Raw genomic sequence first — 24,575 nt, forward strand, 5'->3', positions numbered from 1 at the left:
TCCACGATCAGCATCTCCGACCACCTGCTCTGTTACGAAGCAGGCAGCGCAACAGGCCAATGGTAGGGGGTCAATTTTGGACGCCGATCCCCCGGCTTACGGGGTCAATATTGCAGGCCGAATGACATTAAGCGCCCTGCCAGCGAGCCGGGAGTTCGCCCCCCTTACGCCAGTGGGAGCCGAAACTTCGGCAGGTTTACATCTGCTCTCGACGGCAAATCGTGATCCATGGCGGTCACAACAACAGAGACTTGCAATCGTACGACATGATTCACTTGTAATGGTCCGGACTTCGCCGGGGCGGGGCATGACCGTGGAGCACCGTTGCCACGCTCCATCAAGCTTCCCTGCTGCCGCAAAGGCCGAAAGGGGCGGCGTGGTCGATCTCTAGGTGAGCCATCAACGAGGGTGAGTTTGCTGCCGCCGGCTACGCCGCGATCGACAACGCTGGCGCATTGGAAGCCGTCGTTCTACCGATCAGGCATGAAACGACCGGGATCTCTCAAAGATACGGCCGAGAGCAAGGGCCGATCATCACGGCGTCTGACGCGACCGCACTTCACCAGCATCCGTTTGGCAGCTTCTGACTGGCAAGAACGTCAATGGACACTGGGGCGCGGATTTATGGACACAGAAATGCGCAGGATGGACGCACTAGTCAGGCCTCAACAGTTGCAGGCGATACGGCGAAAGGCGTGCTTGGTCACGAAGCCATAGCCGCAGGTGTCGCAGGTCCAGAGATAGCTGACGACATCGTCAGTGAGAAAGGCCGATGCCTCCGCAGCAATCATCGAATCCGCACAAACCGGACAGGTGGGAAGATCGCTGCCACGCGGTGCGGGATGGGACGTTTTGGTCGTACGGACTTCAGCTGCTGCTGACATCGTGACCTCCTTCGTCATCTCATCGGACATGGCACGATCCTAATCTGATTTGTTTGACCGTGTCGCAACACAAATGCGTTGCTTTGAAGTTTTTTACTTCACAGCATGTTTGCGTCGCAGTGCGGTCGCCTTTGTGCGATGCCGCGCATGCTACGATGAGTGCGTCTGTACGATGAACGACATTCGTAAGATTTGCTGATATTGCCGACGCTGGCGCTAGGGTCCTGACACGCGCCGTTACGCTGCGCCTTGGTGCAGACGCATCTTCGGCGACACCGTGGAAGCATTGTGCAGTCGCTCAGTGGGCGCTATCTCTCAAAGGCAATGTTGGAAGGAATCTGACCGAGATGGCACAGCCCCCGCGACGCCCGCGCACGCTCCAGGATGCCCGCACCGAGGCGGAGGCGGCATTCAAGAAGACAACTACCAAGCCGGTGGAGGCGCCGGTCGCCAAGGCCGCCGTTCCCGGTGTGCGCGAACTGGTGTCGCTGCGGATCGATCAGGATGTACTGGAATATTTCCAGGAAGGCGGTCCGGGCTGGCAGGACCGCATGAACGACGCGTTGCGCAAGGCGGCGGGCAAATAGCCCACCGCGCAGTTTGCCGGCCGGGGGGCGTGGCCTAGCGGTTGAGGAAGCCACCGACGACGCCGCCGATGAACCGGCCGGGACCGGCTGGATCGATTGCAGGAGCAGGAGCGGGCGCGCTGCGGCTCTGGCGCACCGGAGCACTCTCCATCGGCTGCTGTTGCACCTGACGACGTACCGGCTGCGGCTTCGCCTCTGGCTCATCTTTCAGCGTCACGACCTCGGTGAGCAAGGCAGCATGCTGCACCTTGTTGAGATAGCCGGACGTCGGATAGCCGCGTGCGGCCTGCCAGCGCTGGATCACCACGCGGGTCGCGGGATCGAATGCGCCAGTCGCCTTGTTGTCGAAACCGAGGCCGTTGAGGCGGCGCTGCACGTCGCGGCGGCGGCCCTTGTCGAGACCGATCTTGTCTTCGGTCAGCTGCGTCGCTTCATCCGTGAAGACCGCTTTGTCGATGCCGGGAGCGGCGTTACGCGGCGCCGTCGCGGCTTCCTGCAGCGCGGCGATACGGGCGAGGGCTAGCGGCTTGAACTGGCCATTCGGGTACATGGAGATGTAGGCGTTGAGTTCCTCCGGCCGGTTCGAGTCCTTGATCGAGCGCCAGAACTCAAGCTCGACATCGGAGCCGGCGGTGGCGGCCGCGGGCATGGTGGCGGTGGGGCTGGCCGCGGCAACGGCGACCTGCGCCTGCACGTCCGGATTGAGGTAGACCGCACCGATCAGGTTGGTGTGGCCCCACGGCAGCTGGCCCTTGTTGGTTTCCTCCTGCACCTGCGCGCGGACCTTGGTCATGGCCTGCTGGATCTCTGCGCCGGGCGTGGTGATGTTGTTGAGCAGCGCGCGGGTGAACGGGCTGTTGCCGCCGCTCTTGCCGTCCAGCGCGGTCTGGCCGGGGCTGGTCGCGAATGCGATCAATGTGCCTTCGCCCGACTTCATCTCGGCGAGGCCGGACGACACCGCGACGCTGCGCGTGGCGGATCCGCTGGAGCGGATCTTTGCCGCGAACGGATTGTCGCGGCAGGCATCAAGAAAGACGAGCTTCACCTTGGCGTCGCCCATGGTCTGGTCGAGCGTGGTCTCGACATTGATCGCAGCGCCGAGCTTGACGTCCATTTCGGATTTCAGGTTGGCATCGACCGGCAGCAGATAGTTGATGTTGTTCACCGCGATGCCGTGACCGGCATAGAAGAACACGGCGACATCGGCGCCTTGCGCCTTGCGGCCGAAGTCGAGCAGCTTTTCCGTCATGCTGTCGCGCGTCAGGTTCGATCCCTCGATGACTTCGAAGCCGACATTACGCAGCGCGCTGGCCATGGCCTTTGCGTCGATCGGCGGGTTCGGCAGCGGGTCGACATTCTTGTAGCTGCCATTACCGACGACGAAAGCGACGCGCTTGTCGGCGAGCGCTGCATCCGCGCCAAACAGGATGGATAGTGCAGACAGAGCAAAAGTGAAGTGGCGCACGATACGATCTCCCCCACGAATCCGGTCATTCGACCATCGGCATGGCGGGAAAAATACCAATTGCTGGCGCGCGCCAAAATGTCGAGACACGCACTGGGAGAATAAAATCGAAAAATGGAACCCGGTGTGTCAGGCTGCCGCACGTACCGGCGGTCGATCGGTACTGAGCAGGTTCAGCGTGTTCCCGGCGAGAATGAGAGCTGCGCCGAGCAGCGTGAACATGTCGAGCTGTTCAGAATATAGTAACCATCCGATGGTGGCACTGAGCGGCACCCGCAGGAAGTCCATTGGTACCACCACCGTCGCATCGGCATAGAGCATCGCGCGCGCCATGCAGAAGTGCGAGAAGGTGCCGCAGAAGGCGACCACGACGAGCCAGCCCCAGACATAGGCCGACGGCCATTGCCAGGCATAGAGGGCAGGGAAAACGCCTGCTACCGACTGCACCACGATCATCCAGAAGATGATCTTCAGCGCGCTGTCCGTCCGCGTCAGTGACTTGATCAATGTGATCGATATGCCGAAACCGAACGCAGCGGCCAGCGCGATCAGCTGGCCCGGATTGACGACGCCCGTGGTCGGGCGAACGATGACGATCACGCCGATCAGGCCGAGCACGATGGCGACGATCTTCCAGAGCGTCATGCGCTCGCCGAGAAAGAATGCGGCCATGATCGCGATCCAGATCGGCATGGTGAACTCGATCGAGACGAGCTGGCTCAGGGGAATGAGCGTGAGTGCGTAGAACCAGCCGAGCTGCGAGCCGTAATGCACAAGGTTGCGCGACACATGAGCCAGCGGCCGCGTGGTCCTCATGGCGCGAAAGCCGCCATTGAAATACAGGATCGGCAACAGCATGACGAAGCCGAAGACGGATCGGATCTCCATCACCTGAAAGACATTCAGTTCGCGCAGTGTTTCGCGACCGCCGATAGCGACAAACAGCATCAGAAGCAGCCAGCCGGACATCCACAGCGCGGCGCGGGCCTTCGACGGGGGGCGATCCATATCCCTGAGAACCAGTTTCTTGCGCTGCGATGAGTCACACAGCGGTGTCAGCCTTACGGGCAGGCTGTATCGGCGACATCACGTGGCTTTGCAACGGACGAATCCGGTGGGGCTGCGTTGCGGCGAGGCGTGCCGGACGCTCTTGGGCAGAGGGCATACCGGCAAAACAAAGCCCCGGCTGTTTGAAACAACCGGGGCTCGAAAGAGTCAGCGTTTGAAGATCAGCTGCGGTTGAGCGAAATGTTGGCGCCCCTGAACTGGCCGCCGGAGGTGATCGAGACCTGCTGCTTATTGCCGGTCGTCGTCAGGATCAGCTTTGCGCTGAAGGCTGGCGAGGAAACGTCAACATTGAATTTGCCAGCGCTTGCCCGGCCCTCGAGTGAACCTGTGACGCCACGGGTTGTTTCGGCCCAGCTACCCGACAGCTCACCGCCCCGGGATTTCACGTCGCTCTTCAGTTCGAACTTGTAGCTGTCGCTGGCGCAGAGCAGGGCCTGGTTCAGTCCCGTGCCGTCGCCGCTCACGGCATAAGTCGCCTTGCAACGAATGCGCTCCTTGGAGCCGTCCTCGAGCGAAATCGTACCATTGCCCGACCACACACCGGCCATACCGGAAAACGGCGCCGACTGGGCATAGGCTGCCGCGGACGTCAGACCCAGTGCCGCGCAGAGGACTGCGGTCCGAACGAGCGAGCGCGGAGAGATCGAGGTAGGCATCATTGGAGCATTCCTGGTTGGGGATTACTGACGCGAAGCTTCCCACCGACCGCTGCAGGGGACGCCGCCCGAAGCGCCGTTCCACTTGCCCGACCCGGTGTTGCCGGACAGCTGGCCGTTGGCGAAAGCAGGTCCGATCGACACGCGGACGGTGCCTTCTCGGCCAACCTTGCCATTGACGTCGGCGCCGGGCGCGGTGATGCGGCCTTCAGTGACGGTCAACGGATAGCGAGCCGTCGGCTCGCAGCTGCCGGTCTTGGTAACGATGGTCACATTCCAGAGCCCGTCATAGGCGTTATCGGCTGCAAAAGATGGAGCTGCAGAAATCAATGCCGCACTGGCAATCAGCGAAGCGGACAAGGCGGAACGGATGCGGTCAAAACGCATTGAATCAAATCCTCGATGTTGTGATGGGCACCTTATTGAGGGGTAATGTGTCCAAAATTTGCTGCGTTGCCGCATTGGCCCGAAACAACTCACGGGATGCAACCCGCCATGGGTGAATTGGTTCCATTTATCGACAGGTTTGGTTGATTTTGGCGGGTTCCAGGCCGGTTTCGATTAGTTTTCGGGGCGTTAGGCCAGTTTGGGTGCCTTGGTGGCGAACTGTTCGTCCTGGAAGGTCGCAGGCAAGGTTTTATGGACAATCGCGTGATCCACGACTTCGCCGAGCAGCTTGAGGCCGAGCGGAGCCAGCGCGCGTTCCCAGAGTTCGCGGGCGGTTTCGCCCTTTTTCACGAAGCACCATTCCTGCGCAGCGATGGCGCCACCGTCCATGACGTCAGCGAGGTGATAGATGGTGCCGCCGGCGATAGGGTCACCTTCCTTAATGGTCCACTCAACGGCGGCGATGCCGCGGTGACGGGGCAGCAGCGACGGGTGATAGCCGACGCCGCCGAGCTTGGCGACGGCGAGTGCGTCCTTGCCGATGCGGGCGTGGCTGTGGGCGGTGACGATCAGATCGGTGCCTTCAGCGATCTCGGAGGCCACGACCAGCTTTGGATTGGCCTGCACGGTCACCGGAATGCCGACAGCCTTGGCGGCTGCGGCGAGACGGTCCTCGGCATCTGCAACCACCACGGACACGATCTCGACGTCGTGGGTCTTCAGCATATCGAGTGTCGTGACGCCGAAGTGTTTGGAGCCGACGAGGGTAATCCGCATATTCGATTGTCCGGTGTTCAGAGGCTGAAGATGTCGCGAAAACCGGAAGCTCCGGCGTGGTTCGCTGCGGTGATGGTGGGCGGGATGGGGGTCGAACCCATGACCAGTCGATTAAAAGTCGAATGCTCTACCACTGAGCTACCCGCCCTAAAGTGCCGTATTGACGAAGCTAAACGGAATAAACCGAGCCTTGCGGGGCGCGGTGAGGCCGGTCAGCCACGGTCGCGATGGCGCCCGCAATGCAGCGTATCACGTGACCGGCTGTGTAAAAGGCGGGTCCGCCGGGGTCAAGGGCAGGGCCCGATGTTATGGACATGAACCGCGCCCTATAGATGCGGTTCAGCTCGCTTCGCGCTGGGCCTCGGAACGGGACATGTCGATCGGCGGCATCGCCACCGGGCGAAGGCCAATCAGCTCCGCCGTGCGCACCGTGGTGTTGCGCCACCACTGGAAGTCATTGGCGCGCGAATTCTCCAGAATGGCGATCATCACCGCCGAAAGGAACGGCAGGCTCTGCAGCACCAGGACGCCGGCGAAGATGTAGATCTCGGTGACCTGCTTGGAGTTGTTCGAGAACACCAGCACACCGCAGCTGATCAGCAGCAGCACACCGATCACCGCTTCCCAGAACGCCTGGAATTCGATCGACATGCTCGACTTGCCGCCCTTCGACGTCACGGTGAACGGCAAATGATCCTTGATCAGGCCGTCAGCAACGGCGCGCGACACTGTCCACTGCACGGACATAGCCGTGATCATGGCGCCCAGCATCTGCCACAGGCCGATCTTTACGCGCAGCCGGTACAAGACGATGAAATGCGCCAGCGAGATCACGAAGGAGGCGATGATCGGCAGTGTCAGGATCTTGTCGGGGATGGCGATATCCGCGAAGGCGATGATCGGCACCCAGATGATGTTCAGGATTGCCACTACGACGCCGAGGCTTTCGGCGCCGAGCCAGTTCAACCAGCCTATGCCGAATTCGCGCTTCTGGTCCTGCGTCATCCGGCTCGCACCGGGCAGGAAGCGACGCCAGTGCTTCTTGATGATCTGGAAGCCGCCATAGGCCCAGCGATGGCGCTGCTTCTTGAACGCCTCATAGGTGTCCGGCAGCACGCCGTAGCCGTAGCGTTCCTTGGTGTAATGCGTCAGCCAGCCATGCTGCATGATGGCGAGGCCGAGATCGCTGTCCTCGCAGATCGTGTCGCCGGCCCAGCCGCCGGCCATGTCCATCGCCGAACGACGAATGAGACACATGGTGCCGTGAACGATGATGGAGTTGGTCTCGTTGCGCTGGACCATGCCAATGTCGAAGAACCCGGCATATTCGCCATTCATGATATAGTGCATCAGCGAACGGTCGCCGTCGCGATGATCCTGCGGCGCTTGCACGAGGCCGACGCGCGGGTCGTTGAACGCAGGCACGAGATCCTTGAGCCAGTTCGGTTCGACCACATAATCGGCGTCGATGATACCGATCACTTCGGCATCGGCCGCGGTGCGGTCCATGGCGATGCGCAGGGCGCCGGCCTTGAAGCCCTCGACCTTCTCCGCATTGATGAAGATGAAGCGTTCGCCGAGCGTGCGGCAATGATCCTGGATCGGCTGCCAATAGGCTGGATCCGGCGTGTTGTTAATGATCACCACGCATTCGAAATTCGGGTAATCAAGCCGGGCGACCGCGTCCAACGTCAGCTTCAGCATGTCCGGCTGTTCACGATAGGCCGGGATGTGGATCGACACCTTCGGGTATTTCCGCTCGGCGTCCGCAGCCGCGCGCAACGTCGCACTGCGCTCTGCGGTTAGCAGCCGCAATGGTTTCTGGCCGAAGGCGATGGCCGCAATCTCCTCGATGCGCGCTAGGGCGATCAAGATCAGCGGGATCAGCAGGATGCAGCCGAGAGTAAGGGCGAAGGCCGATCCCCAGACGAAATAGTGGGTCTGCTGATAGGCAAAAATTGTGGCAGCCCAGGCGCCAACAGCATTGGCTGCGGTCGAGAGCACGAGAGCCTGGATCGCTGTGGCGCCAACGATCTGCAGGATTGGCAACGACAGCAGGATGCCAACCAGAAGCGCTATGCCGGCGTTCTTCCAGTGCTCGGGGTTCACGACCGGACCGGTCCACGGGAATTTCGGCTCGCGCGATGCGTTGAGAACGCCCCAATAGGGACCGACGCCACCTTCGAAGAATTTCCAGGGCTGATCGATGGCTTCGACGATATTGTAGTCCATACCGATCGCTTCGGCGCGGGTCACGAAATTGCGCAGCACCACGGCCTGCTTGAATGGGCCAGGAATGGCATTGCGCAGATTGTAGCCCTCGCTCGGCCAGCCGAATTCGGCGATCACGATACGCTTGCCGGGAAAGGTCTCACGCAGAACACCATAGAGATGCACGGCCTGGTCGACAGCCTGGGTGTCGGTGAAGTTTTCCCAATAAGGCAGGATGTGGGCGGCGATGAAGTCCACTGACGAGGCGAGTTGCGGATTGTCGCGCCAGATGTTCCAGATTTCGCCGGTCGTGACGGGAACGCTCACCTGACGCTTCACCCGGCGGATATATTCGACGAGATCATCGATCTTGAGTTCATCGCGATACAGCGTTTCGTTACCGACCACGATGCCAATGACGTTCGGATTCTTTTTTGCGAGGTCGACGGCCGAGGCGATCTCGCGCTCGTTGCGGTCGGCGTTCTTGTCGATCCATGCGCCGACGGTGACTTTGAGGCCGAATTCGTTGGCGATGGCGGGCACCATTTCGACGCCGCCGGTCGACGAATAGAGACGTATCGCACGCGTGATCGTCGACAGTTTCTTGAGGTCGGCGCGAATCTTCTCGACGGTCGGAATATTGTCGACGTCGGGATGGGCTGTGCCCTCGAACGGCGCATAAGAGAGGCTGGGAATCATGCCCTTGAAATCGGGAGCGTCCTGCTTTTCGCGCAGAATGCCCCACAGTCCGGCGTGAACAGCAGTGACAAAGAACAAGACGGCGACGACAGCGCGCATCGCAACTGAACCATAACGGGGCGAGCGTGGCCGGGAAGCGGACCCGTCCCCGAGGTCCGACCAGTGCGATGGTAGCGGAGATTATATCCGCCACATGAATTAACAACTCGACCGCTGCCGTGGCGTTTTGAGGGCGGCAGCATATTCAAACACGATTAGGGGCAGGCGGCTGAATGCCGCCTGAACAGGGCGCACCGGATTACTTCGGCGCTTCTGCAGGCGGCTTGGCGTCAGGCTGCGGCGCGGCGGCAGGCGCTGCTGGGCTGCCACTGGCAGGCGCAGGCGTTGCCGGCTGGCTCAGCGCAGCGGGCTGCGGCTGCGCATTCGGATTGATCCAGCAGCCATGGACGCGGCTATTGAGGCTGTCCGCAATTTTCGGATCGATCAGCGGGCCGAATTTGACCAGGCAGCGGAATGTCGCCTGCACATGACCGCCGGGACAGCCGAATCGGTCGTAGAGATCGAGGTGACGGAACGCGGTGTCGAGATCGTCGCGCCACATCAGCACCACGACACGGCGGCCGAGCCAGACGCATTCAGGATTGCCGGCCGGACCATTGATCGCCTGAGTTGCCTCGACGAACTCGTCGGACTTCTTCTGGCTCTCCCGTGCGACGTCAGCAGGCGTCACGGGCGCATTTGCCGCAGGTTTCTGATCCTGCGCGCGAACCGGGCCACTCTGGGCGATGGCGGCACCTGCGCAAAGCAGCAGGGCAAGTCCTGGGACTGCGAGACAACGCATAACAGCAGATTGGAACCCGAACACCAGTCGACGCATAAAGTCCCCGATAAGTTGGCTGCCAGGCCGTTCCGACGCCCTCGTCAGATGCCGTTCAATTGGGTCCCCAATACGGCGGCGACCACGGCTGAATCCCATGACGGACATTTTGAATTTTTGCAAGCAACGCCGGAAGTTTGTCTGATTTTCATGGCTGTCAGTCCGACAAGTCCGTGATACCCGGCATGCCGCACTTGGCAGATCGGCGGTGACGGGCTAATCGACGGACGTCTTTGGAGGACGGAACCAATTTCCACCCGCACGCCGCTGGCGCTTCTCATCCTTTCCCTTGGTACGATCGCAGCGGTTTGGTGGTGGCTGGCCACGCCGGTCACGCTGGTGCGCGCGCCGATCGATCCCGCTGCCAAACTGGAATGCGTCTCCTATGCGCCGTTCCGCGGCGAGCAGACGCCGCTGAACTCGACCGCCGTCATTCCCGCGGGCCAGATCGCCCAGGACATGGCGCAGTTGGCGCAGATCACCAAATGCGTGCGGACCTACTCCATCGACAATGGCCTCGATCAGGTGCCCGAACTGGCCGGCAAGGTCGGGCTGAAGGTCATTCAGGGCGTCTGGCTTGGCAGCAACCGGCTGAAGAACCTGGCACAGATCGCCGGCGTCGTCGATCTCACCAAGCGCTTTCCGAATGTGATCAGTTCCGTGGTCGTCGGCAACGAGGTGTTGTTGCGCGGCGAAATGACAGCCGCCGATCTCGTTGGCAACATCCGGTCGGTGAAGGCGCAGGTCGGCAGGATCCCGGTGACCTATGCCGATGTCTGGGAATTCTGGCTGAAGAATCGCGAACTCTATGACGCGGTCGACTTCGTCACGATTCACATCCTGCCATATTGGGAAGACTTCCCGATTCGTGCGAAGAGCGCCGCCGCCCATGTGGATTCGATCCGCAAGCGTGTCGCCGTGGCGTTCCCGAACAAGGAGATCCTGATCGGCGAAACCGGCTGGCCAAGCGCCGGACGGATGCGTGATGGCGCGCTGCCGTCGCGGACCAATCAAGCGCGGGTAGTATCGGAGATCCTCGATCTGGCGAAGCGCGAGGATTTCCGTGTCAATCTGATCGAAGCCTATGATCAGCCGTGGAAGCGCGATCTGGAAGGCACCGTCGGTGGCTATTGGGGTCTGATCTACGATCAGCCGCGCGAATTGAAGTATCCCCCGGGCGTTCCGATTACCAATTATCCGTCGTGGAAGCTGCAGATGGGGCTCGGTATGGGCCTGAGCTTTCTTGTCTTCGTGACCGGCATGTTGACGCTCCGTCGACGGCCATGGTCGCCGCGTCTGTCGGCCTGGCTGACCGTTGCCGTATCGGCCACCGTGGCCGGCATCCTGCTGGGCGTTGCCGCAGACAAACTGATCTATGAAAGCTATGGCGTCGGTCGCTGGATCCAGTGGAGTGCGCTGCTGGCCGCCGGTGTCGCGTCGCCACTGCTGTGCGCCTATGCGACGATGTCCGGCCGTTCGCTGCCGACCTTCCTCGAACTCGTCGGACCAAACCGGTTCCTGGCTCGTTCGGTCTCGACCGTCCTGCTCGGGCTGACACTGGCCGTGACGGCGCTGGTCGGTGCCGAGACCGCGCTCGGTTTCGTGTTCGATCCGCGTTACCGCGACTTTCCGTTTGCAGCGCTGACGATGGCGGTTGTCCCGTTTGCGGGACTGATGGCCGTCAACCGTCCGCAGGAAGGCGTACGGCCGATCGCCGAGTCGGTATTCGCGGGACTGCTCGTGCTCTCGGCTCTTTATGTCGGCTTCAATGAAGGGCCGGATAACTGGCAGTCGCTGTGGACCTGCGCGATCTATCTGCTGTTCGGCATCACGCTGTGGCGGGCGCGGGCCGTGCAAAGCCCAGAATAAGCAGGCCGATCGCGATGCCCGACAGGGCGACATTGTAGAGCACGATCCCGAAACCGGCTGCGATCAGTGCGACGGTGATCAGCACGATCGATGGCCGCAGCAGGTTCAGCGTCGCGATGACGATCGCGGCGATGCCGAACACCGAATTCTTGAACAGATAGGTCATCACCAGCCGGCTCTTGCACAGAGTGCTCTGCAGGCCGGCGTCGCAGGCGAGTGCCGTCGTCGACAATTCGATGGCTAGATAACGCAGATAGATGGCGTAGCCGACGGACAGGAAGCCGACGATGAGAAGCCATTGCACCTGACGGGCGGTGAGCTTGAACGGATCTTTTTTCATGCGGAAACCATGGTTCAAAACGCGGTGCGGAACAACCCGGCATGCGGTCGCGGTGAGAGATTGGACCTAGATAACACTTTAGCCGCGCGCGCCAAGAGATTGAAAATATGATCTTTTGGTCCCTAACGCAGACCCAGGAACGAGGTCAGCGACGATTGCGGCTTGGGCGGCGCAACTTCTTCAACGGGCTTGGGCGGCGGCGCTTGTTCGGTGCGTTCCTGTGGCTTGGGCGCGGCGCGCCTGCGTGGCGCCGCTCTGGTTGGTGCAGGCGCAGCTTCCGGGGGCGCCATCTCGGCCTTCGCAGCAAGGCGCTGACCATCGAAGACCGACGTCTCGCAAGGGCGGTTGCTCTCGGTCAGGGCGGCGCAGATCTTCGCGGCGGCTGCCGCATCAGTGAGCGGGCCGGCAACGAGGCGCAGTTGCATACCGAGTCCGGTTGGGCGTTCCTTCACCATCATGATCGGGCGCAGTCCGTTCAGCGCGCGAGATTTGGACATGCCGCGCCAGATCGCGCGCAGGCCATCCACCGAATTGGCGCCGCCGATATCAACGCCGAACTCCGTGCGGGCGACCGGCGTTGCCACGGCCTCGATAGCTGCAGGTGCTGGCGCGGCCACAGTAACAGGTTGAACTGATGCAGTGATTTCGGGGGGCGCCGGAGAAGGTTCAACGGCAGGCGCCGGTTCGCTCAATTTGGCAGCCGCGGGATCGGGCGGGGCCGTTATCGATTTCCACGCAACGAGCGGCGCAGAGGCTGGTGGATTGATTGTCGATGAAGCCGCTGCTTGCGTCTGTTTGGCGGGTGTCGTTTCGGTGGGCGGCGTGATGACGGCCACGGGACCGATGACCGGCGTTGACGGAATGCCGGGAAGCTCTGCCGCCGGCTTTGGCTCGGTGGTTGCCGGCGGGGCAACGACGGATGCGGTGGCAGGTAGCTGTGGCGCCGGCGCCGGCGTCGTTGTGGCGGCTGTCGGTGTCGTTGTCGGAACGGTCTGACGCTTGATCGATCCGGTGACTGAATCCAGTCCCTGTTCGACCGAGGTGACGCGCGCATAGAGCCGGTCGCGATCACTGTTGAGCGTCTCAATGGCCAGCGTCAGGCGGCGGGCCTCGACCTGGGTTTCCTTGGCGACGAGCTGGATCTGCTGGGTCTGCCGCGCGAAGGTCTCGGACGTGGCGACCTGATCGCGGCGCAAGTGGACTTGCGATTGGCTGGCCAGAGTGGCGACGACGATCGCGCCCACCGCGGCAACACCCCAGGAGCCCAGACGCCACATCATGCGGCGGTCGATCTTGTCTTCCTCAGCCAGAAATCCCGTCAGCCAACCGCCATGCTCGGCTGAGAGAGTATCGGCCCACTTGTCTTGCTTATCCGCCATTCGACGTCTGCGTCGCCCCATCGCCCCTGCGAATCACAGTTCAACATTATCAGGAAACCAGCGGGGAACCCGAGGTTGTCGGGCCACACGGCGCGCTAAACCGGGTTTCCACATTTCGCTAAAACGCTTTATGACGGCCGCGGCGCATGGGCGCCGTCACAACGGGGATTCGGATGACGGGCAGAACCAGCCTCACCATCGTGCTCGCGGCCGGCGAGGGAACGCGGATGCGGTCCTCGACGCCGAAAGTGCTGCATCAGGTCGCCAGCCAGTCGCTGCTGGGCCATGTCCTCGCGGCGGCGCCTCATGGCGCAGGTTCTGCACTGGCCGTCGTTGTCGGTCCCGATCGTCAGGACGTGGCGGACGAAGCCAGGCGGGTGCGGCCCGATGCCGCAACATTCATTCAGCACGAGCGTCTCGGCACCGCCCATGCGGTACTGGCGGCAAAGGACGCGATTGCAAAGGGCGCGGACGATCTGCTGATCGCCTTCGGCGACACCCCGTTGATTTCAGCCGAGACGTTCGAGCGTTTGCGTGCGCCCTTGAAGGCCGGTGCTGCACTGACCGTGCTCGGTTTTCGTGCGGCCGATCCGACCGGTTATGGCCGACTTCTGGTCGAAGGTGATCAACTCGTCGCTATCCGGGAACATGCCGATGCTACAGCGGCCGAACGTGCGGTCGATCTCTGTAATGCCGGGGTGATGGCATTCGCCGGCAAGACCGCGCTCGCAATCATCGAGCAGATCGGCACATCCAACAGCAAGGGCGAGTACTATCTCACCGATGCCGTCGAGATCGTGCGCAGCATGGGTTTGCGGGCGAGTGTGATCGAGACTGGTGAGGACGAAGTTCGTGGTATCAACACCAAGGCGCAGCTCGCGGAAGCCGAAGCGATCATGCAGGCAAGGCTACGCAAGGCCGCGCTCGACGCGGGCGTGACCATCGTCGCGCCGGAGACCGTGCATCTTGCGGCCGATACGACGTTCGGCAACGACGTCACGATCGAGCAGTATGTCGTAATCGGGCCCGGCGTAAGCATCGCCGACGGCGCTGTCATTCACGCCTTCTCGCACATCGTGCAGGCGGCTATCGGCAAGAAGGCCTCGATCGGTCCTTACGCACGTATTCGCCCGGGAACGTCGGTCGGCGAGGGCGCGCGGATCGGCAATTTCGTTGAGGCCAAGGCGGCCATTCTGGAAGCGGGCGTGAAGGTCAATCACCTGACCTATGTCGGCGACACCCATATCGGTGCCGGCGCCAATATCGGTGCCGGCACCATCACCTGCAATTACGATGGTTTCAACAAGCACAAGACAATCATCGGCGCTGGCGCCTTTGTCGGGTCGAATTCGTCGCTGGTCGCACCGGTGAAGATCGGCACCGGCGCTTACATCGGTTCGGGCTCAGTGATCACCCGCGACGTGCCGGACGATGCGCTTGCGGTAGAGCGCAACGAAGTGTCGACGAAGGAAGGGTGGGGCAAGCGCTTCCGCGACAAGAACGCGGCGAACAAGAAGCCGAAGTGAGCGCGCGGTGTTCGCGATGACGTCAGGTCACTGGCGTCTTCAGGTGCCAACCGCGGCGGATCGGACGCTTGGCGGCAATTTTCTCCGGCGTATCGGGCTCGGCGACATGCGGCTTCACTGCGATGTCACGCTGCGGCGGCGGCCAATGCGCCAGTTTGCTCTGTGACATATCGATATGTCGCAGCCGTGATCCGGCCATCGATCGAGGTGCTCTTGGGTCTCGCTCCTCCCACATGGACGTGATCTCCAGTCAAGCGTAGATGCTTCCGCAAACACGTTGATGGTTTGTTAAACGCTTCGGGCAAAATGCCCGTATAACCGCGGTAACTTGTCTCAATCGGCAATAATTATTGAGTAACAGTCGATTTGCGATTCTCGCTAAGAGAGTTCCAGTATTTCTGGGCAATTTGATACCACTTGGAGAGATAACCCCGCATGTGCGGCATCGTCGGAATTTTGGGACGCGGTCCGGTTGCTGACCAGATCGTGGACTCGCTGAAGCGCCTCGAATATCGCGGTTACGATTCCGCGGGCGTCGCCACGCTGGAAGGCGCACATATCGATCGCCGCCGCGCCGAGGGGAAGCTGAAGAATCTCGAAGCCAAGCTCGGCAAGTCGCCGCTGGCGGGCCACATCGGCATTGGCCATACGCGCTGGGCGACGCATGGCAAGCCGACCGAAGCCAATGCGCATCCGCATGCCGCCGAAGGCGTCGCGGTCGTGCATAACGGCATCATCGAGAATTTCCGCGAATTGCGCATCGAGCTCGAAAAGGGCGGAGCCAAATTCGTCAGCGAGACCGACACCGAAATCGTCGCACACCTCGTCAGCTCTTATCTGCAGAAGGGCGCATCGCCGATCGATGCCGTGAAGCAGTCTCTGCCGCGTCTGAAGGGCGCGTTCGCACTGGCCTTCCTGTTCAAGGATCACGACAACCTGATGATCGGCGCGCGCAAAGGCTCGCCGCTCGCGGTGGGGTATGGTGACGGCGAGATGTATCTTGGCTCCGATGCCATTGCGCTGGCGCCTTTCACTGACGACATCAGCTATCTCGAAGACGGCGACTGGGTGGTGCTGACCCGTAAAGGCTGCGAGATCCACGATGAATCCGGCAACATCGTGAAACGCGACGTGCTGAAGTCCGGTGCGTCGGCCTTCATGGTCGACAAGGCCAACTATCGCCACTTCATGGCCAAGGAAATTCACGAGCAGCCGGAAGTCGTCGGTCACACGCTGGCGCGCTATGTCGATATGGCCAGCGAGCGCGTTGCGCTCCCCATGAAGCTGCCGTTCGACTTCAAGGACGTCCAGCGCATTTCGATCACGGCTTGCGGTACCGCGAGTTACGCAGGCTTCATCGCCAAATACTGGTTCGAGCGCTTTGCCCGTGTGCCGGTCGAAATCGATGTCGCATCCGAATTCCGCTACCGGGAAGCGCCTGTGCGCAAGGGCGATCTGGCGATCTTCATTTCGCAATCGGGCGAGACCGCCGACACGCTGGCGGCGCTGCGTTATGCCAAACAGCAGGGCATGCACACGCTCGCTGTCGTCAACGTCACGACCTCGACCATCGCCCGCGAGAGCGAGACCGTGATGCCAACACTGGCCGGCCCGGAAATCGGCGTCGCTTCGACCAAGGCTTTCACCTGCCAGTTGATGGCGCTGGCCACGCTGGCGCTCGCGGCCGGCAAGGCACGCGGCGAGCTTTCCGACGCCGACGAAGCCAAGTTGGTACAGGCTCTCGTCAAAGTTCCCCGTCTGATGGCCGATGCGCTGACGCATGAAGCTGCGATCGAGAAGCTGGCGCGCGACATCGCCAAGTCGAAGGATGTGCTCTATCTCGGCCGCGGCACCAGCTATCCGTTGGCGCTGGAGGGCGCGCTGAAGCTGAAGGAAATCTCCTACATCCACGCCGAGGGTTATGCCGCCGGCGAACTCAAGCACGGTCCGATCGCGCTGATCGACGAGACCATACCGGTGGTCGTCATCGCGCCTTATGACCGGGTGTTCGACAAGACCGTGTCGAACATGCAGGAGGTCGCGGCGCGCGGCGGTAACATCATTCTAATGACCGACGCCAAGGGCGCCGAGGAGGCCACCGTGGACTCCATGGTGACCATCGTGATGCCGGACATGGACTCAGCCTTCACACCGCTGGTCTATGCGATCCCGGTGCAGTTGCTCGCCTATCACACGGCCGTCGTGATGGGGACCGACGTCGACCAGCCGCGTAATCTGGCGAAGTCGGTCACGGTGGAATAGGCTGGCGAGGCAGCAAGATTGTCGCAGGTGGCCGGTTTGGCCGTCTGGCGCTGCACAAGTGGCTTCCCCCGCACTGGCGAAATCCTGCTAGGATACCCATAAGGATTGACGGCGCGGTTTTGCGCGCCGCGCCAGATGGACTTGAAACGCTGATGGAACGCCCCGATTTGCCGCTGAGCCCGCCCGCTGGCGACCCGCCGCCCGAGGCGCCGCGCGGCTTCATGGCCCGGATCCGCAACTATTTCCTCACCGGCCTGATCGTCGCCGGTCCGGTCGCGATTACCTTTTACCTGACCTGGTGGTTCGTCACCTGGGTCGATGCCATCGTACGGCCGCTGGTGCCGGAGGCTTATCGGCCCGAACAGTATCTGCCTTACGGCATTCCGGGCTCCGGCCTGATCGTGGCCTTCGTCGCGCTGACCTTGCTGGGTTTCCTCACCGCCAACCTGATCGGCCGCTCCCTGGTCGATCTCGGCGAGAGGCTGCTCGGCCGCATGCCGGTGGTGCGCGCGATCTATCGCGGCTTGAAGCAGGTGTTCGAGACACTGTTCTCGGGGTCGGGATCGAGCTTCCGCAAGGTCGGTCTCGTCGAGTTTCCGTCGCCCGGCATGTGGTCCATCGTGCTGATCTCGCAGCCGCCGAGCATCGAGGTTGCCAACAGCCTGCCGGGACAGGAGGAGCATATCTCGGTGTTCCTGCCTTGCGCGCCGAACCCGACCACGGGCTTTTTCTTCTATGTGCCGAAGAGCAAGATCATCGATATTGATATGTCGGCTGAAGATGCTGCGACCCTGATCATGTCGGCCGGCGTCGTCCAACCGGGCTCCGATCCGCAGAAGAAGATCGCGGCTTTGGCGCAGATGGCAACGGCGGCGGGCATCGCGAATACGCCGCCAGCAAAGCAGCCGGCGAAGGTAGATTGAGGCGCCACGGCTTTGTAGAATAGGGTGAGCGTCTGCGCGAAATCCATCATCTTCTTCGCTTTACATGATGGGTTTCGCTCCGGCGCGATGCGTCTGCGCTCACGCCATCTTGCGGCCTCGTCGGATTCAACTGTCAAACAGCCACTGCTCTTCAGACATGCGACATCACCCCTGTTATTTGCGGCGCGGGGGCGCCGTCGTGGTTTGCATTCCCGCCCCTTGTGAGAGGGCGTGCGGAACGCCGGGTGCCCGTTGCACCCTTGGGCCTGATGCCGATGCGGTCTTCCGCAAGGTAGTGCATCAGGACTTTCGGAGGCGCAGGGCAAGTGCCCAGCGTTCCGCATGCAGTGTTTTTTCGGTTGCTTGCGCTTTGCCATGGCGAACGGTTCTGTCGAACGATTCCATCACCAAAATTACAGTCCCAAGGCGAAGGGACAGGGTGCCTCAAGCGAGTAAGCCGAACGCGTTTTGACTTGGTCGTCCGTCACTTGATCTGCAGGTTTCTTCCATCTCAAGACAAACCGTGCCGCCTGTCCCAGTGGTATCCTGACCACAGACGATCCGGCCTGTCCGAAGACAGCCGTCCCCCACATCTCCCGTGACGCCGCATCTCCGGCGTCCACCGCATCCCACCCCGCGAACGTGACGATCGCGATCGCCCCTCTCGGTGGGGCAGGACGAGGGGGAATATAAACCTGATAAGGATGCTGTCAACAAAGAATAGGAAAAAATGTTTGGCACTGCCTTGCCGCCCTACACTGTCATTCCGGGGCACGAGGAGGCGCCGAAGGCGGCGTATCGCGAACCCGGAATCCCGACATGTTCAGCGCAAAACACTCTGAGATTCCGGGTTCGCATTGCAGCGGCTTCGCCGCTTTCGTGCGCCCCGGAATGACAGTGGAAACTCCGGGCTCAGTCCGGCCCGCTTCGGACGGCCGTTTTGGCCATGACATAGTTCTAGCTGGGTGCCGGATGGCGTCGTGATGTGCGCCGGTTGAAGCGGCGACAGCCCCATACGATCAGCGCTTCCAGTCCGATCAATGTCGCTACGGCAATCAGCGCCGCAAAGGCCGGGTCCGAATTGGTGTCTCCGATCCAGAAGCCGAGGGCGAGCAACGGCGTGCCCCATACGAGGCTGCCGATAAACGTTCCCAGCAGAAATCGCGCGAGGGGCACGCCGAGCACCCCTGCAGGAATCGCTATATAGACCCGGATTACGGGCAGCGTCTGGCCGACCGCGAGGATCAGGACCAGGTTTCGTTGAAACGCATTGGCCGCACGCTGATAGCGGGCAGGGGTCAGCCCGATATAGGGACCGAAGCGTCTGACGAATGTCGCGCTGCGCCGTTCTCCCAGGATCAGGCCGATGCCATACCAGCACAGCGAACCGGCCGTTGAACCGATCGCGAGTGCGAGGATGGCCGATGTGAGGTCGCTCTGCTTCGCAGCGACGACGATGCCGATGACCACGAATGCGACGTAAGACGGCACGAACGGAAACAGTTTCTCGGCGATGCCAAGCCCGATGATCCCGACAGGACCAATGTGGACGCAGTTGATCAGAAGATCGGCGAGTTCTGTCGCTATCGCGCTCATTCTGCCACCTGGGCGACGGTCCGGCGCCGCGTGATGCGATAGACCGAGGCCGGCGGAATGTTCATCAGCGCACGACCGACACAGGACGCCTCGAGGCCAAATTGCTGGAGTTGCAGATGACTGATCGGACAGCGAACCCCGTAGGTGAACTGATACATCACGCCGTCGGATCGGAGGCTGTTGAAAACACCGGCCAGGATCGCATCGACCTTGTTTTGTGCCATGTTCAGCAACGGAAGTCCGCTGACGACGGCGCCGAACGTCGCGGGTTCGAACACGTTTTGCGGCGCGATCCATGAAGCGTCCATCCACAGCACCCGCGCGCGCGGAAATCGCTGCTGCAACAGCCGCATGAAGTCAGAGCCATATTCGATAAGCGTCAGATCACCTTCCTTTACACCTTGCTTCAGCAGTGCTTTCGTAAAGACGCCAGTGCCGGGGCCGAGCTCGAGCACCTTACCGGTCGCACCGTTGATATCACGGGTGATCATATTGGCGAGGGCAGACCCGGACGGCGCAATCGCCCCGACGGTTCGAGGGGCCGATGCGAGCGATCGGAAGAAGAGCAGGAGGCCGTTTGCAGTCATGTGAACTATCCATTGCAAATGCATCGACACCGACGGTCGTCGGCAGTGTCATGGTATGTGCAGTGGAGATTGAGCGAACATGACGTGACGTCTTTGACGCTGCAATAAAGCGGCGGCGATATTCAACGTGCATCGCTGCTAGCGTCGGGCATGCCGCATGCCGAAGGCCATGGTGACGCGCGTGCCGCCGTTCGGCCCGTCCTGAATATCGATCAAGCCATCATGAAGCCGAACGATCTCGCGAACCAGGTTGAGTCCGAGGCCGGCGCCGCGCGAGCCGCTATTGAGCCGGTAGAACGGCTCGAAGACGCGTTCTCGATCGTTCGGCGGGATGCCAGGGCCTTCATCGGTCACCGAGACCGAAGACGCGGTGACGCTGACGACTATTTTCCCGCGACGTTCGCCGTATTCGATCGCATTGTGGATCAGGTTCGCGAGTGCGCGCTCCAGTGCCCCCTGATCCCCTGACAGTGGGGCCTGTCTCACACTGCTCTCGAATGCGATCTCGTATCCCGCTGCGATGGCAAGCGGCGCAAGATCCGACGTCACATGCTGCGCGACGTCGACAAGGTCGATATCCGACTGCGGCACCGCGGTCTGCTTCAACCGTTCGGTGTCCAGCAGTTGTTCGGCGAGTGTCGACAGACGGCGGACATCCTCGAGCAAACGCGCTGTATGCGGTCCGGGTTCGGTCGACTCGATCCGGGTTTGCAGAATGGCAATCGGCGTCCGCAATTCATGGGCGGCATCGACCAGAAAACGCTGGCGACGATCGAAGCCGTCGTCGAGGCGGCGCAGCGCGTCGTTGATGGCCACGACCAGTGGAACGATCTCGTTAGGCACCTGATCCAGCGTAAGGCGCGCGCCGCGTTTGTCGGTGTCGATCCGTTTGGCCTGCGCTGCCGCGTGGCCGAGGCCGAGCAGCGCCCGCCTGACCACGATGGGTGTGGCAACGAGAGTCGTCAGGGCCATGACGGCGAGAATCGGCAGCACCACGCTGAGAAACAGCGTCGCGATGGCGGCGGCGAAACGGTGCCAGGGCACGGTGCCTCCGGAGCCGGTGAGAATTTGAACGCGGCCTGCGGCGCTGCTGACCCAGCGCATGCGTGCCGTTGCGCGCGGAGCATCGCCGATATTCCAGCCGAGACGGGCTTGACCGACGTCGTCGAGCGCATCGCCAATGCGGGCGAATTCAGGCGGTACATGGCCTTGCGAAACGCGATGGCCGTTCTTGTCCCTGACGAGAAACCACAGCTCGGGCATGCTGGCGCGCTGCCGCGCCAGAGCGGGCGTGTCGCGCACGATCATGACGCCGGCCTGGTCACGCGCGATGGCGTTCTCGATCACACTGATGATCTCGTCTTCGGGCTCCAGCGAGACGACATAGCCGCCGCCCCACAGCACACCTACGATGGTCAACACCAGTCCGGTCAGCATCAGCGCCTGCAGGCCGACGAGCCGACTGACCAACAACCATCGCAATGACTTGCCGCGAATTCGGTTCATGGTGTGCGCTTGATCAGGTAGCCGATGCCACGAATGGCGTGAATTTCCACACCCGCGCTGGCGTCGGCCAGTTTACGACGGAGGCGCGAGACGTGGGTATCGAGGGCGTTGGACTGGATTTCGTCGTCGAAGCCGTAGACCGCTTCTTCGAGGGCGGATCGCGCGACGGTCCGGCCGGAGCGCCGCAGCAGTGTTTCGAGCACCAGTAACTCGCGACGCGGCAAGGTCATGGCCACACCAGCGACGCTCGCCTGGCGGTGTTCAGCGCTGTAGACGAGGCGGCCGAGTTGCAGGCTTTCAGGAGGCATGTCGCTTGGTCGACGCAGCACGGCGCGCAGCCGCGCCAACAGTTCCTCGATCGCAAATGGCTTGCCGAGATAGTCGTCGGCGCCGGTATCCAGCCCGGCTACGCGATCGGCGAGGTCGCCCCGCGCCGTCAACACGATGACGGGCGCCTGCACGCCACTCGCTCTTAATTTGGTTATCAGCGAAAGCCCATCGCCGTCGGGCAACTGGCGGTCGAGCAGGATGGCTCCATAGCTGTTGGTGAGCAGGGCTTCCTCGGCCATGCCGATCGTGGCCACGCGGTCGACCACCATATCACGACCCCTGAGCGCCGCTGCGAGCGCCGCTGCCATTTCCGGTTCATCCTCGACGAGGAGTACGCGCACACAACTGCCTTTCGCCTCAAGCCAAGCGTCGAACCTAGGTGGGGAACATTGCGTCAACGTTACGAAGCTATTTCGCAGATCAGGAGCGACTATCCCGCACCGATCAGCGGGATCGCCTCATCGCGTTCATAGAGATACAGCAGGCAGCGTAGCGCTTCGCCGCGCTCGCCCGTGAGCTTCGGATTGTCCTGCAAAATCCGCAGCGCTTCGTCGCGCGCCTGCGTGATGAGCTGTGCGTGAACCTCTGAGCGCGCAATGCGGAAGCCGGGCATGCCGCTCTGACGTGTACCGAGCACGTCGCCTTCGCCGCGCAGCTTCAAATCTTCCTCGGCGATCCGGAATCCGTCAGTGGAATCCTTGATCACCTTGAGGCGTTTGGTGGCGATCTCGCCGAGCGGCTCGCGATAGAGCAGGAGGCATGTCGATGCCTCGGAGCCACGTCCGATGCGGCCGCGGAGCTGATGCAGCTGCGCGAGGCCGAAACGCTCGGCATTCTCGATCACCATGATGGTGGCTGCGGGGACATCGACGCCGACTTCGACCACTGTGGTGGCTACGAGGATCTGTGTCTCGCCAGCGGCGAAGCGCGCCATCGCCGCATCCTTTTCGACGCCTTTCATCCGGCCATGGACGATTCCGACTTTGTCGCCAAAGCGCTGCTGCAGGCTCTCGAAACGCTCTTCCGCATTGGTGAGTTTCGGGCCGTCCATTTCGGACTCTTCGACCAGCGGCACGATCCAGTAGATCAGCTTGCCGTTGTCCACCGCACGGCCGATGCCGTCGATGACTTCCTGCAGCCGGCTCGCCGACATGGTCCGCGTCTCGATCGGCTGGCGGCCGGCGGGCTTTTCGCGTAGTTCGGAAATGTCCATGTCGCCGAAGTAGGTCAGCACCAGCGTGCGCGGAATCGGCGTCGCCGACAGCACCAGCACATCGACCGCGCTGCCCTTGTTGGTCAGCGTGAGGCGTTCGCGGACGCCGAAACGGTGTTGTTCGTCGACTACGGCGAGCGCCAGCGCCTTGAACTCGACGTCGTCCTGAATGAGCGCATGCGTGCCGACGATGAAGTCGATCTCGCCGCTGGCGAGTCGCGCCAGGATATCCTTGCGCTCGCGACCCTTCTCGCGGCCCGTCAGGATGGCTACGCGCAGGCCTGCACGCTCCGCCAGCGACGTGATGGTCTTGATATGCTGGCGCGCGAGAATTTCTGTCGGCGCCATCAAGGCTGTCTGCTTGCCGATTTCGGCGGCGGCGGCGGCGGCGAGCAGCGCCACCACGGTTTTGCCGGAGCCGACGTCACCCTGCAGCAGCCGGAGCATACGCAGCGGTTTGGTGAGATCATCGGCAATGGCCGCGGTCGCCTGCTGCTGCGATTGCGTCAGCGCATAGGGTAGGGCGTCGATGATCTTGCGGCGGATGTGGCCGTCGCCGGCATTGCGATCGCCGGCGGGACGGCGCAGTTGCGCACGCACCAGCGCCAGCGCGAGTTGGCCGGCGAGCAATTCATCGAAAGCGAGACGTGACCAGAACGGACCTTCCGGAAGGACATCGGTGATCTCGACCGGCACATGGACGCGCTGCAACGCCTCCGCCAGCGATGGGAACTTGCAGCGCCGGATCACTTCCGGGCTGATCCATTCCGGCAGCGCCGGCAGCTTGGTCAGCGCCTGCGCGATGGCCTTGCGCAGCGAGGTGATCGCGAGGCCTTGGGTCAGCGGATAGACCGCGTCGATGCCCGTGAGCTTGGCGAAGCCTTCCTCGTCGACCACGCGGTCGGGATGGGTGATCTGCAGCATGCCGTCGAACAGCTGCGTAGTGCCCGAGACGTAACGCTTCTCGCCGACCGGCAGCAGCTTTTCGATCTGGCCGGGATAGGTGCGGAAATAGGTCAGGATCACCGTGCCGGTGTCGTCATGGGCATAGACCAGATGCGGTGCGCGTGAGCGGCCGGGCGGCGGCTCGCGATGGCGATCGACGGTGACTTCGAGGGTCACCATGGCGCCGATCTCGGCCTCGTTGATCTTCGGCCTGTCGCGGCGGTCGATCACGCTGACCGGCAGATGCAGCAGCAGATCGACGATGCGCGGCGTCTCGGCGCGGTCCAGCAGGAAGCGCAGCAGCTTGTCCTGCTTCGGCCCGATACCGGTCATGCTGGTGACCGGGACGAACAGGGGATTGAGCACTTCAGGGCGCATCAGAACGACTCAAGGCTGGCCGGCACGGCGAGAGGGCTACGGTATTTGCGAGAGTTGGATGCATTTCAAGGCGAAAGCAATGCGTTAAGAGGTGCTGACAGGGGCGGAAG

21 protein-coding genes and 1 tRNA gene are annotated in these 24,575 nt (G+C 62.1%); 5 read left to right on the top strand and 17 right to left on the bottom strand.

Annotation, left to right across the window (positions count from 1 at the left end; translation table 11 throughout):
- Positions 1–665: 665 nt before the first annotated feature.
- Entirely contained in the window at positions 666–884 is a 219-nt protein-coding gene (locus CIW50_RS25955) for a helix-hairpin-helix domain-containing protein (protein ID WP_149534052.1), read from the bottom strand.
- Positions 885–1,231: 347 nt separating this feature from the next.
- Between CIW50_RS25955 and CIW50_RS25960 the strand changes: the two genes are divergently transcribed.
- Positions 1,232–1,471: a BrnA antitoxin family protein gene (locus CIW50_RS25960; RefSeq protein ID WP_149534053.1), complete on the top strand. Its 240-nt coding sequence runs from the start codon at positions 1,232–1,234 to the stop codon at positions 1,469–1,471.
- 34 nt (positions 1,472–1,505) lie between these two features.
- Here CIW50_RS25960 and CIW50_RS25965 read toward each other — a convergent pair whose 3' ends face one another.
- The 8 genes from CIW50_RS25965 to CIW50_RS26000 all read right to left on the bottom strand — a co-directional run bounded on the left by CIW50_RS25965 (position 1,506) and on the right by CIW50_RS26000 (position 9,611).
- Positions 1,506–2,936, bottom strand: coding sequence for a caspase family protein (locus tag CIW50_RS25965; protein WP_149534054.1), 1,431 nt, complete (start codon positions 2,934–2,936; stop codon positions 1,506–1,508).
- A gap of 129 nt (positions 2,937–3,065) precedes the next feature.
- The gene (locus CIW50_RS25970; protein ID WP_149534055.1) at positions 3,066–3,944 is read right to left on the bottom strand and encodes a DMT family transporter; all 879 of its coding nucleotides are present in this window, start codon (positions 3,942–3,944) and stop codon (positions 3,066–3,068) included.
- A 221-nt stretch (positions 3,945–4,165) separates the two neighbouring features.
- Complete coding sequence (locus tag CIW50_RS25975; protein WP_149534056.1) at positions 4,166–4,663, bottom strand: hypothetical protein; 498 nt, start codon at positions 4,661–4,663, stop codon at positions 4,166–4,168.
- A gap of 21 nt (positions 4,664–4,684) precedes the next feature.
- Entirely contained in the window at positions 4,685–5,047 is a 363-nt protein-coding gene (locus CIW50_RS25980; RefSeq protein WP_149534057.1) for a hypothetical protein, read from the bottom strand.
- Positions 5,048–5,236: 189 nt separating this feature from the next.
- Entirely contained in the window at positions 5,237–5,824 is a 588-nt protein-coding gene (locus tag CIW50_RS25985; RefSeq protein WP_149534058.1) for a formyltransferase family protein, read from the bottom strand.
- Between the two features lie 73 nt (positions 5,825–5,897).
- Positions 5,898–5,972, bottom strand: a tRNA-Lys gene (locus CIW50_RS25990).
- Between the two features lie 191 nt (positions 5,973–6,163).
- Complete coding sequence (locus tag CIW50_RS25995) at positions 6,164–8,833, bottom strand: glycosyltransferase (protein ID WP_149534059.1); 2,670 nt, start codon at positions 8,831–8,833, stop codon at positions 6,164–6,166.
- A 199-nt stretch (positions 8,834–9,032) separates the two neighbouring features.
- A complete protein-coding gene (locus CIW50_RS26000) occupies positions 9,033–9,611 on the bottom strand; it encodes a beta-1-3, beta-1-6-glucan biosynthesis protein (protein ID WP_149534060.1) in 579 nt (192 codons plus the stop codon).
- A gap of 201 nt (positions 9,612–9,812) precedes the next feature.
- Between CIW50_RS26000 and CIW50_RS26005 the strand changes: the two genes are divergently transcribed.
- The gene (locus tag CIW50_RS26005) at positions 9,813–11,480 is read left to right on the top strand and encodes a glycoside hydrolase family 17 protein (protein WP_149534061.1); all 1,668 of its coding nucleotides are present in this window, start codon (positions 9,813–9,815) and stop codon (positions 11,478–11,480) included.
- Here CIW50_RS26005 and CIW50_RS26010 read toward each other — a convergent pair.
- Together CIW50_RS26010 and CIW50_RS26015 are read right to left on the bottom strand one after the other, a co-directional pair.
- Positions 11,440–11,820 carry a hypothetical protein gene (locus CIW50_RS26010; RefSeq protein ID WP_068730752.1) on the bottom strand — a complete coding sequence of 127 codons (381 nt, stop codon included), beginning with the start codon at positions 11,818–11,820 and terminating at the stop codon, positions 11,440–11,442. The two genes, CIW50_RS26005 and CIW50_RS26010, sit on opposite strands and share 41 nt — an antisense overlap.
- Before the next feature lie 122 nt (positions 11,821–11,942).
- Positions 11,943–13,199 carry a hypothetical protein gene (locus tag CIW50_RS26015; RefSeq protein ID WP_149534062.1) on the bottom strand — a complete coding sequence of 419 codons (1,257 nt, stop codon included), beginning with the start codon at positions 13,197–13,199 and terminating at the stop codon, positions 11,943–11,945.
- Between the two features lie 173 nt (positions 13,200–13,372).
- Between CIW50_RS26015 and glmU the strand changes: the two genes are divergently transcribed.
- The gene (gene glmU, locus CIW50_RS26020) at positions 13,373–14,725 is read left to right on the top strand and encodes a bifunctional UDP-N-acetylglucosamine diphosphorylase/glucosamine-1-phosphate N-acetyltransferase GlmU (protein WP_149534063.1); all 1,353 of its coding nucleotides are present in this window, start codon (positions 13,373–13,375) and stop codon (positions 14,723–14,725) included.
- A gap of 22 nt (positions 14,726–14,747) precedes the next feature.
- Here the strand turns inward: glmU and CIW50_RS29235 are convergent, their stop codons facing one another.
- Positions 14,748–14,894, bottom strand: coding sequence for a hypothetical protein (locus CIW50_RS29235; RefSeq protein ID WP_172980471.1), 147 nt, complete (start codon positions 14,892–14,894; stop codon positions 14,748–14,750).
- 266 nt (positions 14,895–15,160) lie between these two features.
- On the opposite strand from CIW50_RS29235, the gene glmS reads away from it, so the two are divergent.
- Positions 15,161–16,987, top strand: a complete 1,827-nt coding sequence (gene glmS / locus CIW50_RS26025) for a glutamine--fructose-6-phosphate transaminase (isomerizing) (protein ID WP_149534064.1) — start codon at positions 15,161–15,163, stop codon at positions 16,985–16,987.
- Positions 16,988–17,139: 152 nt separating this feature from the next.
- Entirely contained in the window at positions 17,140–17,910 is a 771-nt protein-coding gene (locus tag CIW50_RS26030; RefSeq protein WP_149534065.1) for a DUF502 domain-containing protein, read from the top strand.
- 957 nt (positions 17,911–18,867) lie between these two features.
- Here the strand turns inward: CIW50_RS26030 and CIW50_RS26035 are convergent.
- The 5 genes from CIW50_RS26035 to recG all read right to left on the bottom strand — a co-directional run bounded on the left by CIW50_RS26035 (position 18,868) and on the right by recG (position 24,465).
- Complete coding sequence (locus CIW50_RS26035; protein ID WP_149534066.1) at positions 18,868–19,506, bottom strand: DedA family protein; 639 nt, start codon at positions 19,504–19,506, stop codon at positions 18,868–18,870.
- On the bottom strand, positions 19,503–20,093 hold the full coding sequence (locus CIW50_RS26040) for a class I SAM-dependent methyltransferase (RefSeq protein ID WP_149534067.1): 591 nt from the start codon (positions 20,091–20,093) through the stop codon (positions 19,503–19,505). Before CIW50_RS26040 ends, CIW50_RS26035 begins: the two co-directional genes overlap by 4 nt.
- A 138-nt stretch (positions 20,094–20,231) precedes the next feature.
- Positions 20,232–21,599, bottom strand: coding sequence for a sensor histidine kinase (locus CIW50_RS26045; protein ID WP_149534068.1), 1,368 nt, complete (start codon positions 21,597–21,599; stop codon positions 20,232–20,234).
- Positions 21,596–22,270 carry a response regulator gene (locus tag CIW50_RS26050; RefSeq protein ID WP_149534069.1) on the bottom strand — a complete coding sequence of 225 codons (675 nt, stop codon included), beginning with the start codon at positions 22,268–22,270 and terminating at the stop codon, positions 21,596–21,598. The genes CIW50_RS26045 and CIW50_RS26050 overlap by 4 nt, the downstream gene beginning before the upstream one ends.
- Before the next feature lie 89 nt (positions 22,271–22,359).
- The gene (recG, locus tag CIW50_RS26055) at positions 22,360–24,465 is read right to left on the bottom strand and encodes an ATP-dependent DNA helicase RecG (protein WP_149534070.1); all 2,106 of its coding nucleotides are present in this window, start codon (positions 24,463–24,465) and stop codon (positions 22,360–22,362) included.
- Positions 24,466–24,575 lie beyond the last annotated feature (110 nt).

It is taken from the genome of Tardiphaga sp. P9-11 (assembly GCF_008329525.1).
Classification (GTDB): Bacteria; Pseudomonadota; Alphaproteobacteria; order Rhizobiales; family Xanthobacteraceae; genus Tardiphaga.